Source organism: Leifsonia sp. 1010, assembly GCF_031455295.1.
Taxonomy (GTDB): domain Bacteria; phylum Actinomycetota; class Actinomycetes; order Actinomycetales; family Microbacteriaceae; genus Leifsonia.
This window is the reverse complement of record NZ_JAVDSL010000001.1, coordinates 488,406-508,516: the sequence shown is the minus strand read 5'-3', so window position 1 is coordinate 508,516 and position 20,111 is coordinate 488,406. Positions and strand designations below refer to the sequence as shown.

The following is a 20,111-nucleotide window of genomic DNA, read 5'->3' as shown; positions in this document are numbered from 1 at the left end:
CCCTCCCGCGTCGCCTCACACCTTGCGCGCCTCGATGAGGTGCCGGCTCGAGTACGTGACGAACACGCCGTCGCGCCGGATCAGCTCATCGAGCTCGCGCAATCGGTCCCGATAGGCGTCGACGGTGAAGCCGGGCACCCACCAGATGACCTTCCGCAGCAGGTAGACGACCGCGGCGATGTCGAAGATTTCGATGCGTGTGCGCGCTGTCTGCAGGTCGATGATCTCGAGGCCGGCACGCCGCGCGGCCGCCGTCTCGTCGTCCGGGTGACGCCCGCGGCGCGCGTCGGGCAGGGGGCCGAGGAAGAACTCGATGAGTTCGAAGGCGCTGGCCGGGCCGACGTGTTGCGCGAAGTAGGTGCCGCCCGGCGCGAGCACCCGGGCGATCTCCTCCCACCAGATCGTGGCGGGGTGGCGGCTGGTGACCAGATCGAACGCGTCGTCCGCGAAGGGAAGCGGTGGCTCATCGGCGTCGTGCACGACGACGACGCCGAGGGGATGCAGCAGGCGCGTCGCCTTGATGACGTTAGGCGGCCACGACTCCGTGGCGACGGCCGTCGGCGGAAACGTACCCGCCTGCGCCAGCACTTCTCCGCCCCCGGTCTGGATGTCGAGGGACGCCCGCGCGTCGGCCAGCCGTTCCGCGAGCCGGCGGGCGTAACCCCAGGGAGGCCGCTCCTCGGTCGCACGCCCGTCGAGCCACGAGAAGTCCCATCCGGTGACGTCGACGCTCTCGCCGAGGGCGATGAGCTCCTCGAAGGTCGGTTCCGGCATACGAGGATCATGCCACGGCGGATCCATCGACAGGTCCCGGACGACAGCCGGGGTGAGGGCAGGGTGACCGTTGGGTGAAAGCTCCGCCGTGCCGTTGCGTTCTGACGACAGCATCCGAAAGACTCGCCTGGGACCGGCACGTCGAATCGCATCCGCAACGACGTCGCGGCTCCGTGGCGGAGGGGAAGAGCGTGCGCTCTCGCAAGATGGATGGTCGGGCCGTGTCTGCGCGCTGGGGCGCCACTGTCGCCGTGGTCGTCGGCGCCGTGACGTTGAGCGTCGGCGTGCCGATCGCAGCGGCGGCGGACTCGGTGGTGAGCACGATCCCGGTCGCCTCGACGACGTCGTCGGCCACACCGACCGTGGTCGTCTCGCCCGACGGCTCGCGGCTGTACGTGTCCGACACGAACGCCGGGACGGTGTCCGTCGTCGACACCGCCACGCGGACGGTGCTCGGGACGATTCCGGTCGCTGGTCCGATCGGGCTCGCGATCTCGCCCGACGGCTCACGCCTGTACGTCGTGTCGACGAACCCCGCGAACGTCCTCGTCGTCGTCGATACGGCGACGCGGGCGGCCGTCGCGTCCGTCCCGGTCGGGTCGTCGCCTGCGGGAATCGCGATCTCGCCGGACGGCTCCCGCGTGTATGTCAGCAACTCCAGCGGAAACGGGTCGACCGCGGTGTCGGTCGTCGACACCGCCACCAACACGCTCGTCACCAGCATCGTGGATGCGCCGGGGCCGCGGTCGATGATCGTGTCGCCCGACGGGAGCCGGCTCTACGTCTCGCACACCGCTCCCTCGTCTCACGACATCTCCATCGTCAGCGCGGCGACGAACACGGTGACCGGAACCGTCGCGATCGGCGCGTTCGCGGATGCCGCGACCGGCTTCGCGATCTCGGTCGACGGCAGCACCCTCTACGTGGCGAGCGCCAACGTGGGCCTCGTCCGGGTGGTCGACACCGCCACGGGGACCGTCACGGCCGCCATCCCCGCCGGTCCCGGCGCGTACGACGTCGCCCTCACTCCCGACGGAACGCGGCTCTACGTGACCGACTCGACCGCGAACGCGGTGTCGGTGATCGACACGGCGACGAACGCGGTCGTCTCCACGATCCCGGTCGGCGTGACGCCGCGCAGTTTCACCATCTCGCCGGACGGCGCCTTCGCCTACGTCGCGAACACCACATCGGACACCGTCTCCGTGATGGGAATCGACACGTTCCCCGCGATCACCACGACGACCGTCCCGGGCGGCACGATCGGTTCGGCCTACTCCACCGCGATCGCGACGACCGGCTCCCCGGCGCCGACGCTCTCCGTGAGTGCGGGAGCGCTGCCGCCCGGACTGTCGCTGGTCGGCGGCACCGTGACCGGCACGCCGACCGCCGCGGGCTCGTACACGTTCACCCTCGCCGCGAGCAGCACCGTCAGCGGCATACCGGCGACGGCCACGCAGTCGTACACGCTCGTCATCGCCGCGCTGCCGGCCGACGCTCCCCTCGACCTGACCGCGACGGCCGCCGGCGCCACCGCCGAGCTCAGCTGGACCGCACCCACGTCCGACGGCGGGGATGCTGTCAGCGGTTACCGCATCGAGCGCAGCACCGACGGCGCCGCGTTCACCACCCTCATCGGCGACACCCAGTCGGCCGCCGTCACCTTCACGGACACCGCGGTCATCGCCGGCCACACCTACCGCTACCGCGTGTTCGCACTCAACAGCGCAGGAGCAAGCGCGCCGTCCAACGTCGCCGAGGTCACGTTCGCTGCCGTCGCCACGCCGGTCGGCAGCACCCCGGCCGCCAGCACCCCGCCGACATCGACAAGCGGCTCCGCTGTGATGGATGCGCAGAGCACGCTGGCCGACACCGGCAGCGACCTCACCGCGGCCAGCGTCACGGGCCCGCTGTCCCTCGCGCTCGGTCTGATCGCGTCGGGTATTCTCGCCGGGGTCGCGCGACGCCGCCGCCGGAACGTCTGACCGCGCGCAGGCGGACCGTCAGTCCGCCGCGTCCTGCACCTCGTTCTCCAGCTTCTCCTCGTCGACGGCGATCTCCCTCTTGGTGATCCCGGTCGCATTGGTCAGCAGTCGTTCGATCTCACCCGCCTCGCTGGGATCGACGACGACCACGATGCCGGAGCTCCCCGCGTGCAGGGTCTCGCTGATCGCCTTGAGGTCTTGCGCGGACGACTTCTTGGAGATGTGGCCGGCGAGCGCGCCGATGCCCGCCCCCGAACCGCCGCCCACGAGGAGCGCGCCCCCGAGCGCGACGGCCGGGAACAGCGCGACGACCAGGCCGCCGGCGAGCCCGATGGCCAGGCCCTTCCGGCCGCCGTGGTGCTTTCCGCCGTCGTCCCGCTTCGGGATGGAGACCTTGCCCTCCTTGTCGCGCACCACCACCGCCGCGTCGAAGGAGGCGTGATGTCCGCGCTCCTTGTAGTGGGCGTGGAGGCGGTCGAAGTCCGCCACCGCCTCGTCCTCGCTCGCGTACTGGGCGGCGATCGCCACATACGGTTGATCGGTCATTTCCGTTCACCTTTCCGTTTCTCCGACACTCAGTCGTCCATCCGACACTCAGTCGTCCGGGGTCTGGACCTGCTCGAGCTTCTCGCCGTCCGGCACCGTGCCCGGCACGGTCTTCTCGTAGAGGAAGGCCGCCGCCTCCGGCCACGCGCTCGCCTCCGCCAGCCGGTAGACCGCGATCGCCTGGGCGCCCGCGTAGGTCGTAGCGGCCCGGATCAGCGCGGGCGGAGCGGAACTGACCACAGGGAGCTGAGCGCTGAAGTCGTCCTCATCCTCGTCCGGGTGCAGGAAGAGGGCTCGGTACGTCTCAGCGCTCACGCGACACCTCCGGGCGGCTAACGGCGCAATTCGCGCCCGTGCACCGTGACCGCGTAGATCACGAGCACGTCGAGGGCGATCGCGATGATCGACCACCACGGCTGCGCAGGCAGCGACATCACATGCGACACGGCGCTGATCGCGGCGATGATCACGACGACGACGCGTGCCCAGGTGGCTCCCTGGAGCAGGAAGACACCGGCGAGCAGCAGCAGCACGCCGACGATCAACGTCCACCACCCCCACGCCGCCACATTGAACGACGCAACGCCGCCTCCGGAGCCGACGAAGTAGGCCGTGTTGGGGCCGATGATCGCCATGATCCCGTAGAACAGGTCGATCGCCGCCCCGATGAAGAGCATGACCGCCGCGAAATAGGCCCAACCGACCCAGCCGGTTGTTCTGGCGTCCGACATCTCGCACCTCCCAGTGATCCTGTTGGCGGAATGGTGCGCCCCCGGGAGTGCTTCTGGCTATGCACCACTTCGCCGGACCCGTGTGAATCGACGGCAGATTGATGTCTAGCCGCGGGAGGCCCGGGAGGTTCACACTTCCGCCATGAGTGAAGCCGACATCACGGCGCCCACCACACTCGGTCCCGGCTGCGTTCCGGGTGGGATGCCGTTGAAGATCCATCTCGGCGAACCGGAGTACGCCGCCCTGGTCCGCATCGCGCAGCATCGGCACACGACCGCAGCGAAGATGGTCGAGGAGCTGGTGCTCCACGCCCTCGCGCGGGCCGATGTCCCGCCGCCCGTGCAGGGGCCGATCAAGCGCCCGCACACCACCTACGACGACGCGACCCAGGGATTTCGCCGAGACTGAGCGCACCAGAAGAGACGGCCGACAACGACGGGTGCGCGACCACGCCCACCCGATAGGCTGGCCACGTGCTTCTCTCCGATCGCGACATCAAGGCCGAGCTGGGTGCCGGGCGGATCTCTCTGGAGCCGTTCGAGGCGGAGATGGTCCAGCCCTCCAGCATCGACGTGCGGCTCGACCGGTTCTTCCGGCTGTTCGACAACCACAAGTACCCCTTCATCGACCCGGCAGAAGACCAGCCGGAGCTGACGCGGTTCGTCGAGGTGGATGCGGACCAGCCGTTCATTCTGCACCCCGGCGAGTTCGTGCTCGGGTCGACGTTCGAACTGGTGAGCCTCCCCGACGACGTCGCGGCGCGCCTGGAGGGCAAGAGCTCGCTCGGCCGGCTGGGACTGCTGACCCACTCCACCGCCGGGTTCATCGACCCCGGTTTCTCGGGTCACGTGACGCTGGAGCTCAGCAACGTCGCGACGCTCCCGATCAAGCTGTGGCCGGGCATGAAGATCGGCCAGATGTGCTTTTTCCGCCTGTCGTCCGCCGCCGAGCGGCCGTATGGATCGGCGGAGTACTCGTCCCGTTATCAGGGCCAGCGCGGGCCGACGGCGTCCCGGTCGTACCTCAACTTCCACCGCACCGACGTCTCCACCACCGAGGCGGGTCGTCCCGCCTGACCCGCACGCCGATCGAGAGGGGCACCATGAGCGAGACCACCGACGCGGCCTTCGCACGGGCCCTGATCAGTTCGGGCCCGATGCCGGAGAACCCGCAGCGGATGCACCTGTTCGGCCGGCTGGTCGGCAGCTGGACCGCCGACGTCCGGCTGCTCGACGAGCAGACCGGCGTGTGGAGCGAGTCCACCAACGAGTGGATCTTCGCCTACACGCTCGGCGGCCGGGCGGTGCAGGACGTCCTCGTCATCCGCGACGAGACAGATCCGGAGGGCACCCGCGGCCGTGGCTCGACCGTCCGTGTGTACGACACGGCCCTGGGCGCCTGGCGGGTCAGCTGGTTCGGGGCGGCGGCCGGCGACTTCTGCACCCTCGTCGCGACGCCCTACCGTCGCGACGGCATCCGGCAGGACGGCACCCAGACCGACGGGCGCCCCATCCGCTGGAACTTCTCCAACATCACCGACGATTCGTTCGAATGGGACGGGTGGGTCTCCGACGACGAGGGCCGCACCTGGTGGCTCGAGCAGCACATCGACGCCACCCGCACGGGATGAGGTCGGAGCGGTGTTCGACGACTTCGACGCGCCGCAGCTCGACCGCTCGGTCTGGCTTCCGCACTACCTGCCCGCGTGGAGCTCGCTCGCCGAGACGCGCGCGAGCTACCTGATCCACGACTCCCGCCTGGAGCTCAGCATCCCGCCGGAGCAGGGATTGTGGTGCCCGGACGAGCACCAGCCCCCGCTGCGGGTCTCGGGGATGCAGACGGGCAACTTCTCCGGACCGGTCGGCTCGACCGTCGGCCAGCAGCCGTTCCGTGAGGGGCTGCGGGTGCGAGAGGAGCAGGAGGAGTTCCGAGGCTGCCTGGTCGACCGCGGGACGGTCGGCATGCGCGCCTCCCTCTACCTCGGTCCGCGGTCGATGGCGTCGCTCTGGCTGGTCGGCTTCGAGGACGAACCGGAGCGCAGCGGCGAACTCTGCGTGATGGAGGTGTTCGGCCGCGACGTCGAGGAGGACGAAGCGCTGGTCGGGATGGGTTTCCACGCGTTCCGCGACCCGCGCCTCGCCGAGGATTTCGAGCGCATCCGACTGCCAATCGACGTGACCGAGCCGCATGCGTACGAGGCGCACTGGGACGGGGACGAGGCGACCTTCCGGGTGGACGGCCGAGTGGTACGGATGCTCGATGCGCCCCCGCAGTATCCGCTGCAGCTCATGCTCGCGGTGTTCGACTTCCCGGAGTGGCCGGACGACCGCGCGGGCGGCGGGGTGTTCGTGCCGACACTGTCCGTCGACCGGGTGTGGGCGAACTGATTCGTGCCGGCAGGGATGCCCGTCCGGGCATACGACCAGCTAGTTATCCACAGTCAATTTCACAGGTGGAAAATATGAGCAGGACTCACAGCTGACCCGAAGCTTCGAGACTCTGGTCGGCGTACAGCGCCGGGAGCTGCAGGGTCAGCCAGGGGCTGAACGCCCACGGCGTCTCGTCGACGGCCGAGAGCAGCGAACGCGGATCCGCCCAGGCCCACTCGGCCACCTCGCTCGCGGCCGGGGAGAGCTCGCCGACGATGGTGGCCGTGTACACCGGGCACACTTCGTACTCGACGATGCCGGCCGCATCCACCGCGCGGTAGCGGAAGTCCGGCAGCGCGATCGTCAGGTTGTCGATGCGGGCACCGAGCTCGTGCTCCGCGCGCCGGACGACCGCATCCTCGATCGCCTCACCCGGGCCGGGGTGCCCGCAGAACGAGTTGGTCCAGACCCCGGGCCACGTCTTCTTCGTCAGAGCGCGGCGGGTGACCAGGATGCGACCCTCCCCATCGAAGAGGTGGCACGAGAAGGCGAGGTGCAGGGGAGTGGACTCCGTGTGCACCGTCGCCTTATCCGCCGTGCCGATGGGCGTGCCGTCCTCGGCGAGCAGCACGACCTCTTCGCGGGGTGGCGTCATGCGTCCATACTAGGCGCGCCATCCTGCGACTCCGCCGGACGTCCGGGCTGCCAGCCGAGGTTGCGTGCCATCGTCTCGAGCGTGCTCATCGTGGTGGCGTAGTCCTGCTCCGAGATGCCGTTCGCGAGCTCGGCCCGCACGGCCTGGACACGGGTGAAGGCCTCGTCGTGAGCCGCGCGTCCCTCGTCGGTCAGCGTTGCTCGGTCGCCGTCGAACCAGACCCAGCCGCGCTCGACGAACTCGGCGAGGGCGCGGTGGATGCGGTGGGCGCCTCGGCGTCCTCCGCGGCGATCGCGGTCGAACGGGTGGTGGCGGTGGCCCCACGGGCCGCCGAAGTCGCGAGCGGGACCCGGGAACGGGTATCCGCCGGGGAAGGGGCCGCCGGCGTGGGGCGGGTAGGGGGCCGCGAACGGGAGCCCCGTGCGGGCGGTGCCGAAGGCGAAGCCGCGATCGAAGCCGCGTTCGTAGCCGCGCTCGAAGGCGTTCGGGTGGTCGTGGCCGCCGTGGTGGTGATGCTCGTCGCCGTGGTGCTGGTGCTCGTCGCCGTGGTGGTGGTGCTGGTCGCCGTGTTCGGGGGAGGGGGCGGCCGGGCGTTCGTCGCGCGGCTCCTGGCCGCGCCATCCCGGGTGGAACCCGTGGCCATGGCCGAAGCCGCGACCGTGCGCGCGGTCACCGGGCTTCTCCGGTCGGCCGCCTCGGGCGCCGTGCGGCATCCGGGCAGCGAGCTCGTCCGGCGTCGCTGGACCGTCGGCGAGGGTGTGCAGGATGCGCCAGCTTCCGCGGCGGAGTCCCAGGTCGGCCAGCGCGTCGCGCATGCGGTCGTGCAGTCGGCCTTCGATCACGCCGAACCAGTATCCGGGCGGCGTCTGTGCTGGTGGTGTCTGTGCGGAGTCGTCGATGTTCTCCATCGTGGACTCTCCTTTCGATGTATGTACTGTTACAAGTAAATGTATAGTTACATGCATGAGCGATGGACGTCAAGAGGATCAGTCGATTCCGCCAGAGGCGGACATCGTCGCCCTGGTCGAGAACGCGCTACTCGCGGTGCGCCGCGACCAGTCGCGCAGGCGCCCGCCGTGGGCCGAAGGCATGCCCCACGGCCACGGCCACGGCCACCACGGCGGTCGCGGCGGCCACTGGGGCGGAGGATCGTTCGGCGCCGGTCCGTTCGGGGTCGGGCCATTTGCACCGGGGGCAGGCGCGGCGGACGCGGCGCCGAGTGGTTCCGGCGTGCCGGGCGGCGCCCCCTTCGGCGACTCCGCGCGTCCCGGACCCGGGCGCCGGGGCCGCGACGGCTCCCTCGGCCGCATCGCCCGCGTGCGGATGCTCGAGGCGCTGGAGGCGGCAGAGGCCGAGGGTCGCAACCTGTCGGTGAGCGGGGTGGCCGGGGCGATCGGTGTCGACCAGCCGCGCGCGAGCCGCTTGGTGCAGGAGGGAGTGGAGCGGGGCCTCGTTCGTCGGGTGCCGGACCCGTCCGACGCCCGGCGCGCGCTCATCCAGCTGACCACCTCGGGCAAGGCGCAGCTGACCGAGCTGCGGTCGCACCGCCGGTCCGCGGTGGAGGCCGCGCTGTCGGCGTTCACGCCCGAGGAGGCGCGCACCTTCGCCGAGCTGTTCGACCGCTTCGTCCGGGCGTGGCCGCGCCCCGGCGAGACCGAGTCTGAGAGCTGACCGGACCCTCTTGCCGCCGCCCGGCCCGCTCCCTATCCTGGGGCCCTCCCGGCTCGCGGGCGACGGCGCACCCGGTCGCATGGACCGCCTCTCCTCGCTTCGCTGACGATGGTCGTCGAGCGGTCGGGGAACCCAGAGACGAGACCTCCGATGACCGATAGCGCCGCTTCCTCCCCCACCGTCGTGCTGGTGCACGGCGCCTTCGCCGATGCCGGCAGCTGGGCGGGGGTGGTCGAACTGCTGCTCGCCGAAGGCGTGAAAGTGCAGGCGCCCGCGAACCCGCTGCGCGGTCTGGCCGCCGACGCGGCCTACGTCCGCAGCGTGATCGAGCAGATCGAGGGCCCGGTGCTGGCCGTCGGCCATTCGTACGGCGGCGCTGTCATCACGAACGCCACGACCGGCCTCGCCAACGTGCGCGGCCTGGTCTACGTTGCCGCGTTCGCGCCGGACGAGGGGGAGGCGCTCGGCGATGTCGAGGCCGGCTCGACGGACAGCGTGCTGAATTCGGCGCTCAAGCCGGCGACGTATCCCACCGACGGCGAGCCGGCGCCGGAGCTGTACGTCGACCCTGCGCGGTTCCACGAGGCGTTCGCCAGCGACCTGCCGCCGGACCAGTCCGCCGTGCTCGGGGCGTCGCAGCGGCCCGTCGCAGCGGCCGCTTTCGCCGAGAAGACCGGATCGCCGGCATGGAAGACGCTTCCGTCCTGGGCGGTCGTGGCCTCGGGCGATAAGGCGGCCGGCGCGGACGTGATCCGCTCCATGGCCGAGCGGGCGGGCGCCGACGCGATCGAGCTGGAGGGCTCGCACGTGATCATGATCTCGCAGCCGCGCGCCGTGACCGACCACATCCTCCGCGCGCTCAAAGCGGTCTCCTGATGTCGGATGCGCTCGCCGGCAAGCTCCGGCGGACCGAGGTGCAGCATGAGCCGTCCTCGATCCCCGGGCGCGAGATCGTGCAGGTGCTCACCGAGATCCCGGTGGGCGTGGAATCGGGCTGGCACATCCATCCGGGTGAGGAGGTCGGCTACATCCTCGCCGGGTCGGTCGAGATGCGCATCGACGCCAGGCCGACCCTGCACCTGAACGCGGGCGACGGGTTCCTCATCCCGCCCGGCACGCCGCACAATGCGCTGGATGTGGGGCCGAGCACGGGCGAGATGCTCTCGACGTACATCGTCGAGGTGGGGGAGCCGCTCGCGGTCTTCGTCGACGAGGGCTCTCCCGTCACGGGCTGAGCCGCCCCCGCCGGAGATCCCGCCGGTCCCGCTCCGTATCTCCATCCGCACCGCGGTGCGTCGGAGTTTCGAACTTTTCACACCTACGCAAGCGCCGCAGCCTCCGACGCTGGCTGGCCCGCCCGCCCAGCTGTCGCCGGCCCGCCCGGCGGGTGGATGCGCCCGGTCGGAGATTCCGCCCGAACCGCCCCGCAACTCCATCCGCACCGCGGTGCGTCGGAGTTTCGAACGTTTCATGCCTACGGAAGCGCCGCAGTCTCCGTCGCGCGCGGGCGGGCGGCCGGCCCGCTCAGCCGGCGGGTGGATGCGTCCGGTCGGAGATTCCGCCCGATTCGCCCTGCATCTCCATCCGCGCCGCGGTGCGTCGGAGTTTCGAACGTTTCATACCTACGGAAGCGCCGCAGTCTCCGTCGCTGGCCGCCGTCCGGTCGGCTCGCCCAGCACGTGGATGCGCCCGGTCGGAGATTCCACCCGAATCGCCCCGACTCTCCATCCGCACCGCGGTGCGTCGGAGTTTCGAACGTTTCATACCTACGGAAGCGGGCGACGCACACGCGACGCAGGACTCAGGCGGCCGACCGGCGCGGCGCCCGCACGGGGAGGAGCAGCGCGAGCCCCGCCGCCAGCACGAGCACGATCGCGAGGATGCCCCAGTACTGCGCCCCGCCGACCGCCACGAACACCGCGAACAGAGTCGGCGCCAGGAACGACACCGCGCGACCGGTCGTCGCGTACAGCCCGAACACCTCACCCTCGCGCCCGGCCGGCGTCACCCGTGCGAGGAAGGTGCGGCTGGCCGACTGCGCCGGCCCGACGAAGAGGCAGAGCACGAGGCCGCCGACCCAGAACGCAGCGGCGCCGAGGTCGTGCGTGAAGAACACCGCCAGGCCGGCGACGATCAATCCGATCAGCGACGTCACGATGACCGACTTGGGCCCGAATCGGTCGTCCAGCCGCCCCGAGAGCAGCGTGCTGACGCCGGCGACGACGTTGGCCGCGATGGCGAAGATGATGACCTGGCCGCTGGTGAACCCGAAGGTGCCCTGCGCGAGGATGCCGCCGAACGTGAACACCCCGACCAGGCCGTCGCGGAACAGGGCGGACGCGATCAGGAAGAGGACCGTGTTGCGGCTCTCCGTCCAGAGCTTGCCGATGTCGCGCACGAGCACCGCGTACGACCGGAAGAAGCCGACTCGCGGGGTGCGCGCGTTCGGCGGGATCTCCGGCACGACGAACAGCACGGGGAGCGAGAAGATCAGCGTCCACGCCGCCGCGATCAGCGCGATGATGCGGATGTTGAGGCCGTCCTCGGTCGGAACGTGCAGCAGCCCGCCCGAGCCCGTCACCATTCCGAAGTACACGATGAGGAGCAGGACGATGCCGCCCAGATACCCGGCGCCCCAGCCGAACCCGCTGACGCGCCCGACCGTCTTCGGCGTCGACACCTGCACGAGCATCGCGTTGTAGTTGACGGTCGCGATCTCGTAGAACACCGTCCCGATCGCGACGAGTGCGACACCGAGCAGGAAGTACGACGGTTCGCCGACGACGAAGAACATGGATGCGGTGACCAGCACCACGACGCCGGTGTTGACCCCCAGCCACAGTTTGCGGCGTCCCGATCCGTCGGTGCGCTGGCCGAGCACGGGAGCGAGCAGGGCGACGACCGCGCCGGCGATTCCGACGCCCCACGCCAGTCCGCTCGACAGCACGGCGACAGCGGCGTCGTAGGCAGCGTGCGCCGGTCCTGAACCGCTCGTCTCGGCATCCCGCGCCGCCACGATCGACGGCGAGACGAAGAGGCTGCTGGTCAGGTAGACGGTGAACACGAAGGTGGTGATGACCGCGTTGAAGGCGGCTCCGCCCCAGTCCCAGGCCGCCCAGGCGACCACCCACCCGCGGGGGATGCGGCGGTCGGTCGCGCTGTCGGCGAAGAGCGGGCTCGTGGTCGTCACCAGGGCGTCGCCGTCGACGCCGCGGGGTTCGGCACCTGTCATAGCCACAGCGTAGGGCGTGGCGGGGAACGGCCGGTGAACGGCGCGGCTCCGCGACCGCACGGGTGGCCTTTTGGGTGGCCGCACGGATTCAGCCGACCGCTGGGCCACCGGTATCGTGACGAGCACCCGACCCGTGGAGGTTCCATCGTGAGCACCGCCTCGTCCGCACCGAACCCGTATGCCTGGGTACGGCACCTGCTGCCCCGCGTGGTGATCGGCGCGCTGATTGCCGCCGCCCTCGTCGGGGTCTACGCCGTCATCCTCGGCCGGTTCGACGACACCTGCTGGCGGCTGATCGGCACCATCGCCCTGTTCGTCTTCTTCGCCCTGATCTCCTGGTACGACGCCGATGTCTCGGCGCGCCGGGCACCGTGGTTCGGCGCGGTCAGCGTCGTCACGTCGGTGTACCTGTTCGGGATCGGGCTGTGGAAGGTGTGGGTCCCCGACGTGCAGCCGGTCGACGGCCTGTACGGGTCCGACGGCTACGACCCGTGGTGGCAGCCGTTCTCGTGGTTCCTGCTCGTGCTGGTGACGCGGATCGGCCTGCTCCACATCCACCTGGTGCTGAACACGCAGCGCCGGTTCACCGGGCCGATCATGAGCAAGGTGACGGTCGCGACCCTCGTGCTCGTCGGACTTCTGACGGCCGGGCTGTCACTGCCGCTGATCTGGACGCACGTCGACTTCGGCGAGACGTACTGGCGTCTGGTGGCCGTGGTGGCCATTCTGGATGCGCTCGGAACGGTGCTCATCCCGCTCACGTACTCGCTGTTCGGGCCGAAGGCGGTGCGCCCTGCGCCGGCGCCCTATGCCGGTCCGGGCGCGATGCCGTACGCGCCGCCGCCGATGCAGGCTCCGGCACAGGGCCCGACGTTCGCGCCGCCCGCGGAGCCAGCTGCCCCTCGCAGCTGGACGCCGACCGCAGAACCCGCACCCGCCGCAGCGCCGGCACCCGCCGCGGCGCCCCCGCCCGCCGCAGCGCCCGCCTCCACCTCCGCCTACCCGCGCCTCGACGCGTCCGTGGGACTCCGGCTGGAGTGGCCGCGCTACATCAACGGCCAGCCGCTCCCCGCGCGTTCCGACGGCACACCGGACTTCACCGGGGTGGTCGGCTACTGATCGCTCAGCGCGACGCGGGGAGGCTGTAGACGGTTCCCCGGTCGTCGCCGCGCACCTGCCGGTGGAGGTCCTCCATCGTGAGGTCGAGCTGGTTCGCGGTGCCCGCCGCCGCGGTCAGGTCGCGCAGCAGTCTCGCCGGCACCTCGCCGTCGTACTTGTAGTAGATCTTGTGCTCGAGGCTGGCCCAGAAGTCCATCGCGACGGTCCGTAGCTGGATCTCGACCGGCACCAGCACCGGCCCCTCACTGAGGAAGACGGGCACCTCGACGATCACGTGCAGACTCTTGTACCCGTTCGGCTTCGGGTGCGCGATGTAGTCCTTCACGCGCAGCACCCGCACGTCGTCCTGCGCGGTCAGCAGGTCGAACACGCGGTACACGTCGGAGACGAAGCTGCAGACGATCCGGATGCCGGCGATGTCGGTGATCGCCTCCCGGATCGCGTCGAAACTCGGCTCGCAGTTCTTGCGGATCACCTTCTGCTCGATGCTCTCCGGCGACTTGAGGCGGCTCGAGATGTGCTCGATCGGGTTGTAGTCGTGAAGCTCGGCGAACTCCTCGCGGAGGATGCTCACCTTGGTCGAGATCTCGTCGATGCCGAACTTGTACGGCATGATGAACCGCGCGAAATCGTCCCGGAACGCCTGAACCTCGCTGAGTGTCGCGGGGTCGATGTTCTGCAGCGCCTCGATGGCGCGCGTGGAGAGGAGCGGGGCTGCGGCGGGATCCGTTTCCATGATCCCGACGCTAGCGACGGTGCTTGTGCGGCCGGTGTGAATCGCACCGGGCCGCGCGTTGGCAGGCCTATGGTGACGCTATGGCCCACACGCTCACCGGAGACGCCGATCTGTATCTGCCGGAGTTCGACGACCCGCCCGCGGAGCCGGGCGGGCTGCTCGAGGAGTGGGTCCGCCGGGCGAAGGAGCGCGGGGTGCGCGAGGCGCTCGCCGCGACCCTCGCGACCACCGACGAGGACGGCGCGCCGGATGCGCGCACCGTCGCTCTGAGGCGGCTCACGGCCGACGGCGTCGAGTTCGGCACGTCGTCGGACAGTCGGAAGGGGCGCCAGCTCGCGGCCGATCCGCGCGCCGCCGTCGTGCTCTACTGGCGCGAGCTGCTGCAGCAGGTTCGGGTGACCGGCCACGTCGAGCGGCTCGGAGACGCCGAGTCCGACGACCTGTTCGCGCGCAGGACGCGTGAGGCCCAGGCCGCCACGACGGTGAGCGAACAGGATGCGCCCCTCGACGACCTGGATCTGCTCCGCGCGGCCACCCGCGACCTCCTCGCCGCGGAGGGCCCGATCGGCCGCCCGGAGCACTGGTACGCCTACCGCGTGGTGCCCGACCTCATCGAGTTCTGGCACGGCAGCCCCGACCGCCTGCACCGCCGCCTCCGCTACGAGCGGGGCGATGGCGGCGGCGGGTGGACAGTCGCGCGCGTCCAGCCGTAGCGGCCCAGGTTGAAGCGGTGGCTACGACGGTGCGCCCGGTCCTCATCCTGTACTGCGGGCTGCCCGGAGCCGGCAAGACGACGGGTGCGCGCGAGCGCGACCGCGAGACGGGGGCAATCCGGTTCAGCACGGACGAATGGATGGCCGACCTGGGCCTCGACTACCTCGACCCGCTGCGCGACCGGCTCCAGGCGCGGCTCGACCGGCTGTGGCGAGAGCTGCTCGAACGCGGGCAGAGCGTCATCCTCGAAGACGGCTCATGGACGCGGGCGGAGCGCGACGAGCTCCGGCGGGTCGCGCGGAGCTCCGGCGCGATCACGGAGTTGCACGTCTTCGACATCCCCGTCGAGGAGCTGTGGCGGCGACTCGAAGGGCGGAACGCGGGTCCTGGACACGGCGAGGTGCCGATCACTCGAGAGCTGCTCGACGCATCCCGGTTGCGGTTCGAGGCCCCGGACGCGGCGGAACGCGCGCTGTTCGATCGCTGCGTCGTGCACAGGTAGCGCGTCGATTCGCGAGCCGGGATGGGAATACGCCCCCGCTCTCCAAAGTTGAGTCTGGTGTACTCAAGTTTTGGGCTTGACGTCTTGACACCATCCCTCGTGGATGACAGTCTTGAGCCGTCGAGGCTCAAGTCTTGACCACAGACTTTCACGGCCACAAGCCAGCAACAAAGGAGAGAAGCACACATGTCACGTGCAGTAGGAATCGACCTCGGAACCACCAACTCCGTCGTCTCGGTGCTCGAGGGCGGCGAGCCCACGGTCATCGCGAACGCGGAGGGCTTCCGCACCACCCCGTCGGTGGTCGCCTTCACCAAGGACGGCGAGGTCCTCGTCGGCGAGACCGCCAAGCGCCAGGCGGTCACGAACGTCGACCGCACCATCTCGTCGGTCAAGCGCCACATGGGAACCACCTGGACCCAGGAGATCGACGGCAAGAAGTACACGCCGCAGGAGATCTCGGCCCGCATCCTGCAGAAGCTGAAGCGCGACGCCGAGCAGTACCTGGGCGACACCGTGACCGACGCGGTCATCACCGTCCCCGCGTACTTCAACGACGCCGAGCGCCAGGCCACCAAGGAGGCCGGTGAGATCGCGGGCCTCAACGTGCTCCGCATCATCAACGAGCCCACCGCTGCCGCGCTCGCGTACGGCCTCGACAAGGGCAAGGAGGACGAGCTCATCCTCGTCTTCGACCTCGGTGGCGGCACCTTCGACGTCTCCCTGCTCGAGGTGGGCAAGGACGACGACTTCTCGACCATCCAGGTGCGCTCCACCGCCGGTGACAACCGCCTCGGCGGCGACGACTGGGACCAGCGGATCGTGGAGTGGCTCATCAAGCGCTTCAAGGACTCCACCGGCGTCGACGTCTCCAAGGACAAGATCGCGCTGCAGCGCCTGAAGGAGGCGGCGGAGCAGGCCAAGAAGGAGCTGTCGTCGAGCATGTCGACCAGCATCCAGCTGCCGTACCTGTCGCTCACCGAGAACGGCCCGGCCAACCTCGACGAGACGCTCACCCGCGCCCAGTTCGAGCAGATGACCAGCGACCTCCTCGACCGCACCAAGAAGCCGTTCCAGGATGTCATCCGCGAGGCCGGCATCAAGGTCTCCGACATCGCGCACGTCGTGCTCGTCGGCGGATCGACTCGTATGCCCGCCGTCTCCGAGCTCGTGAAGCAGGAGACCGGCAAGGAGCCCAACAAGGGCGTGAACCCGGATGAGGTCGTCGCCGTCGGCGCCGCCCTCCAGGCCGGTGTCCTGAAGGGCGAGCGCAAGGACGTCCTCCTCATCGACGTCACCCCGCTCTCCCTCGGCATCGAGACCAAGGGCGGGATCATGACCAAGCTCATCGAGCGCAACACGGCCATCCCGACCAAGCGCAGCGAGACCTTCACCACGGCCGACGACAACCAGCCGTCCGTCGCGATCCAGGTCTTCCAGGGCGAGCGCGAGTTCACCCGCGACAACAAGCCGCTCGGCACCTTCGAGCTGACCGGCATCGCCCCGGCGCCCCGCGGCATCCCGCAGATCGAGGTCACCTTCGACATCGACGCCAACGGCATCGTGCACGTGTCCGCCAAGGACAAGGGCACCGGCAAGGAGCAGTCGATGACCATCACCGGCGGGTCCAGCCTGCCGAAGGAGGACATCGACCGCATGGTGCGCGAGGCCGAGGAGCACGCGGCGGAGGACAAGAAGCGCCGCGAGTCCGCCGAGACCCGCAACCAGGCCGAGCAGCTCGTCTACTCGATCGAGAAGCTGATCAAGGACAACGAGGACAAGCTCCCCGAGGACGTCAAGAACGAGGTCCAGGGCGACGTGGACGGCCTCAAGACCGCCCTCGCCGGCGACGACGACGAGGCGGTGAAGACCGCGTACGAGAAGCTCAGCTCCAGCCAGCAGAAGCTCGGCGAGGCGATCTACTCCTCGGCGCAGCCCACCGAGACCCCGGCCGGTGAGGCGGGCGACGGCCAGCAGGCCGGCGAGTCCTCCTCCGACGATGAGGACGTCATCGACGCCGAGGTCGTCGAGGACGAGGAGAAGAAGTAATCATGTCGGACCAGAACGGCGGCTCCCCGGAGCCAGAACGGGAGGAGCCGGTCGTCCGCGACAAGCGGAGGATCGACCCCGAGACCGGGAAGGTCCGGCAGCCCGAGGGTGAGCAGAAGGCGGACGACGCCGGCGAGCACGACCTCGCGCACGAGGAGCTCGTCGACGTCGGGCCGGCCGAGAACCAGGAGGAGGGTCCCATCCTGAGCGATGACGACCTCGACATCCTGTCCGGCCAGACGACCGCCGAGCAGCTCGCGGCCGAGCGTCTCGCCGACCTCCAGCGGGTGACCGCGGAGTACGCGAACTACCGCAAGCGCACCGAGGCCAACCGTGAGATCGAGCGCGAGCGCGCGGTCGGCGACGCGGTGAAGGGGCTCATCCCCGTGCTCGACGACCTCGAGCGCGCCGAGAAGCACGGCGATCTGGGGGAGGGCAGCGCGTTCTTCACCATCGCCGCCAAGCTCCGGAACGCGGTCGAGCGTCTCGGTCTCACCCCGTACGGCGAGAAGGGCGAGCCCTTCGACCCGCAGATCCACGAGGCGATCTTCCAGCAGCCCACCCCGGGCGTGACGGCCGACACCGTCGCCGAGGTGGTCGAGACCGGCTACCGGCTGGGCTCCACCACCGTCCGGGTGGCGAAGGTCGTCGTCGCGGTGCCGGCCTGACCCGGCGACACGGCGCACGGCATGGCGGAGCGGCGGGGAACGATTCCCGCCGCTCCGCTCGGCCCGTGCGCGCACGATTTTTCATGCAGACTTCATCCACGCACACCGACAACGACTTGAGAGGAGGCGCCCGTGGCTAGCCAAGACTGGTTCGACAAGGACTTCTACAAGGTCCTTGGCGTCTCCAAGGACGTCAGCGAGGCGGACCTCAAGAAGACCTACCGCAAGCTCGCCCGCAAGTACCATCCCGACTCCAACCCCGGCGACGCCGCCGCGGAGGCGAAGTTCAAGGAGATCAGCGAAGCCTACTCGGTCCTCAGCGATCCGGAGGAGCGCAAGGAGTACGACCAGATCCGCGCCATGGGGACCGGTGCCCGGTTCACGGCGCCGGGGTCCGGCGCCCAGGGCGGCTTCGACGACGTCTTCGGCGGGATGTTCGGCCAGGGCGGAGCGGGCGGCCAGCGCTACACCTTCCAGCAGGGCGGCGGCGACTTCGACGACGTCTTCGGCGGGCTCTTCGGCAACGGCCGGTTCGGCACGACGACCGGCGGGTTCCGCGGCTACGGCGGCCCGACCCGCGGACGTGACGTGACCGCACACACCACCATCGACTTCGTGACCGCGACGCGCGGCGAGACCATCACGCTGCAGGCGTCCGACGGCAAGCCCATCAAGGTCAAGATCCCCGCCGGTGTCGCCGACGGGCAGAAGATCAAGCTGCGCGGCAAGGGGCAGCCGAGCCCGGACGGCGGGGAAGCGGGCGATATCGTGCTCACCGTCTCTGTGCGCAGGCACCCCGTCTTCGAGCGCGACGGCCTGAACCTCCGCGTCAACGTCCCGGTCACCTTCGCGGAGGCCGCGCTCGGGGCGACCATCGAGGTGCCGACGCTCGGCGGCGACCCCGTCAAGCTGCGCGTCGCTCCGGGAACCCCGAGCGGCCGCGTGCTGCGGGTGAAGGGCCGGGGCGTCGAGACGAGCAAGGGCACCGGCGATCTGCTCGCGGTGGTTCAGGTGGCCGTCCCGTCGCACCTGTCCGCCGACGCCAAGGAGGCGCTCGAGGCGTTCGCCGCGAAGCTCCCTGACGAGAACCCGCGCGACGACATCCTGGCCAAGGCCCGGAGCTGACGATGGACGAGCACAGCCAGGTCTTCGTGATCTCGATCGCGGCGGAGCTCGCGGGCATGCACCCGCAGACGCTCCGCCAGTACGACCGGCTCGGACTCGTCAGCCCCAGCCGGACGGCCGGCAAGTCACGCCGTTACTCCATGCGCGACATCGAGAAGCTGCAGGAGATCGCGCGCCTGGGCTCGGAGGGGGTCAGCCTGGAGGGCATCCGCCGCATCCTCGAACTGGAGGACCAGGTGGGGGAGCTCCGCGGCCGCGTCCGGGAGCTGGAGAGCGCCCTCGCGGACGAGCTCCTCAACCGTCCCGGCCGCCGCGTCTTCGCGGCGGGCTCGGAGGGCGAGGTCGTCTCGATGCGTGCAGGCACGCGCGTGCGCCGCAGCAACCAGCTCGTCGTCTGGCGCCCCCTCGAGCGCTGACCTCTTCCGTCGAAGTGCACGTCGTGGCTGCTAAATCCCCGAAATAGCCGCCACAACGTGCGCTTCGGCGCCGGGTCAGAGCGACGAGACGCCCTGGCCGACGTAGAGGGTGTTCTGGATGTTGTGCGCCTCGGTCGCGGCGATGTCGTCGTCGATCCCGGCCCGCACCTCGCGCATGAGCTTGTGCAGTTCGGCGTGCTTCTCCGGGAGCCGTGCGTGGCCGGTGCTGTCCCAGAGGTTCGACACCGGCAGCGTGTCGCCGGCCTCGACCGCGAGCGTCCACTCCTCCGTTGTGGCGACGGCGGCGAACTCCGACTGCATCGTCACCAGCACGCTGCGGTGGAGGGCATCCGCCGAGATCGCGCCGGCCTCGTTGACGAGGTCGAGCGTGCCCGTGGCATCCGACAGGAACTCGACGGTGAAGCCGAGCTCGGACGCATCCCGAGCCGTCCCCGCGCAGCAGTGCTGCGTCATGTAACCGGCGATGGTGACCGTGTCGACGTCGTTCGCGCGCAGCCAGGTCTCGAGATCGGTGCCGGGGAACGCGGAGACGCTCCCCTTGGTCACCACGTGCGCGGGCGTGCGGTCGATGATCGTCTCGTGCAGCGCGGCGCCGTCCGAGCCGCGTGCGAAGACCGGTGACCCCTCGTCCTCGGTGTGCTGCACGACGACGATCGGCACGCCGTGGTCGTCGGCCGCGTCCCACGCGACCTCGATGTTGGGGATGGACGTCATCAGATCCGGGTAGCAGATCTTCAGGTTCCCGGTCACGTACTCGTTCTGCAGGTCGATCACGATCAGCGCGCGCTTCATGGCTG

24 protein-coding genes are annotated in these 20,111 nt (G+C 70.0%); 15 read left to right on the top strand and 9 right to left on the bottom strand.

From position 1 onward, the window contains the following. Nucleotides 1–15: 15 nt before the first annotated feature. Nucleotides 16–774 carry a methyltransferase domain-containing protein gene (locus J2Y42_RS02475; RefSeq protein ID WP_309854702.1) on the bottom strand — a complete coding sequence of 253 codons (759 nt, stop codon included), beginning with the start codon at nt 772–774 and terminating at the stop codon, nt 16–18. Nucleotides 775–995: 221 nt separating this feature from the next. On the opposite strand from J2Y42_RS02475, the gene J2Y42_RS02470 reads away from it, so the two are divergent. Next, nucleotides 996–2,759, top strand: coding sequence for a beta-propeller fold lactonase family protein (locus J2Y42_RS02470; protein WP_309854700.1), 1,764 nt, complete (start codon nt 996–998; stop codon nt 2,757–2,759). Between the two features lie 18 nt (nt 2,760–2,777). Here the strand turns inward: J2Y42_RS02470 and J2Y42_RS02465 are convergent, their stop codons facing one another. From J2Y42_RS02465 to J2Y42_RS02455, 3 genes are read right to left on the bottom strand one after another with little or no spacing between them, the layout of a single operon-like run. Beyond that, nucleotides 2,778–3,305 (bottom strand): DUF1269 domain-containing protein, encoded by a 528-nt coding sequence (locus J2Y42_RS02465; RefSeq protein WP_018192467.1) that lies wholly within the window; start codon nt 3,303–3,305, stop codon nt 2,778–2,780. A gap of 48 nt (nt 3,306–3,353) precedes the next feature. Beyond that, entirely contained in the window at nt 3,354–3,620 is a 267-nt protein-coding gene (locus tag J2Y42_RS02460; RefSeq protein ID WP_309854698.1) for a hypothetical protein, read from the bottom strand. A 17-nt stretch (nt 3,621–3,637) separates the two neighbouring features. Continuing rightward, entirely contained in the window at nt 3,638–4,036 is a 399-nt protein-coding gene (locus J2Y42_RS02455) for a hypothetical protein (RefSeq protein WP_309854696.1), read from the bottom strand. A gap of 142 nt (nt 4,037–4,178) precedes the next feature. On the opposite strand from J2Y42_RS02455, the gene J2Y42_RS02450 reads away from it, so the two are divergent. From J2Y42_RS02450 to J2Y42_RS02435, 4 genes are all read left to right on the top strand, one after another. Then, the gene (locus J2Y42_RS02450) at nt 4,179–4,445 is read left to right on the top strand and encodes a hypothetical protein (RefSeq protein WP_029042926.1); all 267 of its coding nucleotides are present in this window, start codon (nt 4,179–4,181) and stop codon (nt 4,443–4,445) included. 65 nt (nt 4,446–4,510) lie between these two features. Beyond that, on the top strand, nt 4,511–5,113 hold the full coding sequence (gene dcd / locus J2Y42_RS02445; protein ID WP_018192463.1) for a dCTP deaminase: 603 nt from the start codon (nt 4,511–4,513) through the stop codon (nt 5,111–5,113). 26 nt (nt 5,114–5,139) lie between these two features. Further along, nucleotides 5,140–5,667 (top strand): hypothetical protein, encoded by a 528-nt coding sequence (locus J2Y42_RS02440; RefSeq protein ID WP_309854692.1) that lies wholly within the window; start codon nt 5,140–5,142, stop codon nt 5,665–5,667. 10 nt (nt 5,668–5,677) lie between these two features. Next, nucleotides 5,678–6,424: a glycoside hydrolase family 16 protein gene (locus tag J2Y42_RS02435; protein WP_309854690.1), complete on the top strand. Its 747-nt coding sequence runs from the start codon at nt 5,678–5,680 to the stop codon at nt 6,422–6,424. An 85-nt stretch (nt 6,425–6,509) separates the two neighbouring features. Here J2Y42_RS02435 and idi read toward each other — a convergent pair whose 3' ends face one another. Both idi and J2Y42_RS02425 read right to left on the bottom strand, forming a co-directional pair. Further along, nucleotides 6,510–7,061 (bottom strand): isopentenyl-diphosphate Delta-isomerase, encoded by a 552-nt coding sequence (idi, locus tag J2Y42_RS02430; RefSeq protein ID WP_309854688.1) that lies wholly within the window; start codon nt 7,059–7,061, stop codon nt 6,510–6,512. Then, nucleotides 7,058–7,969: a MarR family winged helix-turn-helix transcriptional regulator gene (locus tag J2Y42_RS02425; protein ID WP_309854686.1), complete on the bottom strand. Its 912-nt coding sequence runs from the start codon at nt 7,967–7,969 to the stop codon at nt 7,058–7,060. Before J2Y42_RS02425 ends, idi begins: the two co-directional genes overlap by 4 nt. Before the next feature lie 55 nt (nt 7,970–8,024). Between J2Y42_RS02425 and J2Y42_RS02420 the strand changes: the two genes are divergently transcribed. The 3 genes from J2Y42_RS02420 (at nt 8,025) to J2Y42_RS02410 (ending at nt 9,967) form a co-directional block, all read left to right on the top strand. After that, nucleotides 8,025–8,732, top strand: a complete 708-nt coding sequence (locus J2Y42_RS02420; RefSeq protein WP_309854684.1) for a MarR family winged helix-turn-helix transcriptional regulator — start codon at nt 8,025–8,027, stop codon at nt 8,730–8,732. Nucleotides 8,733–8,882: 150 nt separating this feature from the next. Then, nucleotides 8,883–9,608 (top strand): alpha/beta hydrolase, encoded by a 726-nt coding sequence (locus J2Y42_RS02415; protein WP_309854682.1) that lies wholly within the window; start codon nt 8,883–8,885, stop codon nt 9,606–9,608. Further along, nucleotides 9,608–9,967 (top strand): cupin domain-containing protein, encoded by a 360-nt coding sequence (locus J2Y42_RS02410; RefSeq protein WP_309854681.1) that lies wholly within the window; start codon nt 9,608–9,610, stop codon nt 9,965–9,967. Before J2Y42_RS02415 ends, J2Y42_RS02410 begins: the two co-directional genes overlap by 1 nt. 566 nt (nt 9,968–10,533) lie before the next feature. Here the strand turns inward: J2Y42_RS02410 and J2Y42_RS02405 are convergent. Beyond that, on the bottom strand, nt 10,534–11,964 hold the full coding sequence (locus J2Y42_RS02405) for an MFS transporter (RefSeq protein ID WP_309854679.1): 1,431 nt from the start codon (nt 11,962–11,964) through the stop codon (nt 10,534–10,536). 147 nt (nt 11,965–12,111) lie between these two features. Here J2Y42_RS02405 and J2Y42_RS02400 point away from each other — a divergent pair, with 147 nt between their 5' ends. Next, nucleotides 12,112–13,083, top strand: a complete 972-nt coding sequence (locus tag J2Y42_RS02400) for a hypothetical protein (protein WP_309854677.1) — start codon at nt 12,112–12,114, stop codon at nt 13,081–13,083. A gap of 4 nt (nt 13,084–13,087) precedes the next feature. Here J2Y42_RS02400 and J2Y42_RS02395 read toward each other — a convergent pair whose 3' ends face one another. Further along, nucleotides 13,088–13,819 (bottom strand): GTP pyrophosphokinase family protein, encoded by a 732-nt coding sequence (locus J2Y42_RS02395; protein ID WP_309854674.1) that lies wholly within the window; start codon nt 13,817–13,819, stop codon nt 13,088–13,090. 80 nt (nt 13,820–13,899) lie between these two features. Here J2Y42_RS02395 and J2Y42_RS02390 point away from each other — a divergent pair, with 80 nt between their 5' ends. From J2Y42_RS02390 to J2Y42_RS02365, 6 genes are all read left to right on the top strand, one after another. Then, a complete protein-coding gene (locus J2Y42_RS02390) occupies nt 13,900–14,532 on the top strand; it encodes a pyridoxal 5'-phosphate synthase (RefSeq protein WP_309854673.1) in 633 nt (210 codons plus the stop codon). Between the two features lie 17 nt (nt 14,533–14,549). Next, the gene (locus tag J2Y42_RS02385) at nt 14,550–15,035 is read left to right on the top strand and encodes an ATP-binding protein (RefSeq protein WP_309854670.1); all 486 of its coding nucleotides are present in this window, start codon (nt 14,550–14,552) and stop codon (nt 15,033–15,035) included. Nucleotides 15,036–15,221: 186 nt separating this feature from the next. Continuing rightward, on the top strand, nt 15,222–17,084 hold the full coding sequence (dnaK, locus tag J2Y42_RS02380; RefSeq protein WP_309854668.1) for a molecular chaperone DnaK: 1,863 nt from the start codon (nt 15,222–15,224) through the stop codon (nt 17,082–17,084). A gap of 2 nt (nt 17,085–17,086) precedes the next feature. Continuing rightward, on the top strand, nt 17,087–17,752 hold the full coding sequence (locus tag J2Y42_RS02375) for a nucleotide exchange factor GrpE (RefSeq protein WP_309854666.1): 666 nt from the start codon (nt 17,087–17,089) through the stop codon (nt 17,750–17,752). Nucleotides 17,753–17,884: 132 nt separating this feature from the next. Then, nucleotides 17,885–18,877, top strand: coding sequence for a DnaJ C-terminal domain-containing protein (locus J2Y42_RS02370; protein WP_309854664.1), 993 nt, complete (start codon nt 17,885–17,887; stop codon nt 18,875–18,877). A 2-nt stretch (nt 18,878–18,879) separates the two neighbouring features. Continuing rightward, nucleotides 18,880–19,293 (top strand): heat shock protein transcriptional repressor HspR, encoded by a 414-nt coding sequence (locus J2Y42_RS02365; protein WP_018192448.1) that lies wholly within the window; start codon nt 18,880–18,882, stop codon nt 19,291–19,293. Between the two features lie 75 nt (nt 19,294–19,368). Here the strand turns inward: J2Y42_RS02365 and J2Y42_RS02360 are convergent, their stop codons facing one another. Next, nucleotides 19,369–20,106 (bottom strand): cysteine hydrolase family protein, encoded by a 738-nt coding sequence (locus J2Y42_RS02360; RefSeq protein WP_309854660.1) that lies wholly within the window; start codon nt 20,104–20,106, stop codon nt 19,369–19,371. Between the last annotated feature and the right edge of the window lie 5 nt (nt 20,107–20,111).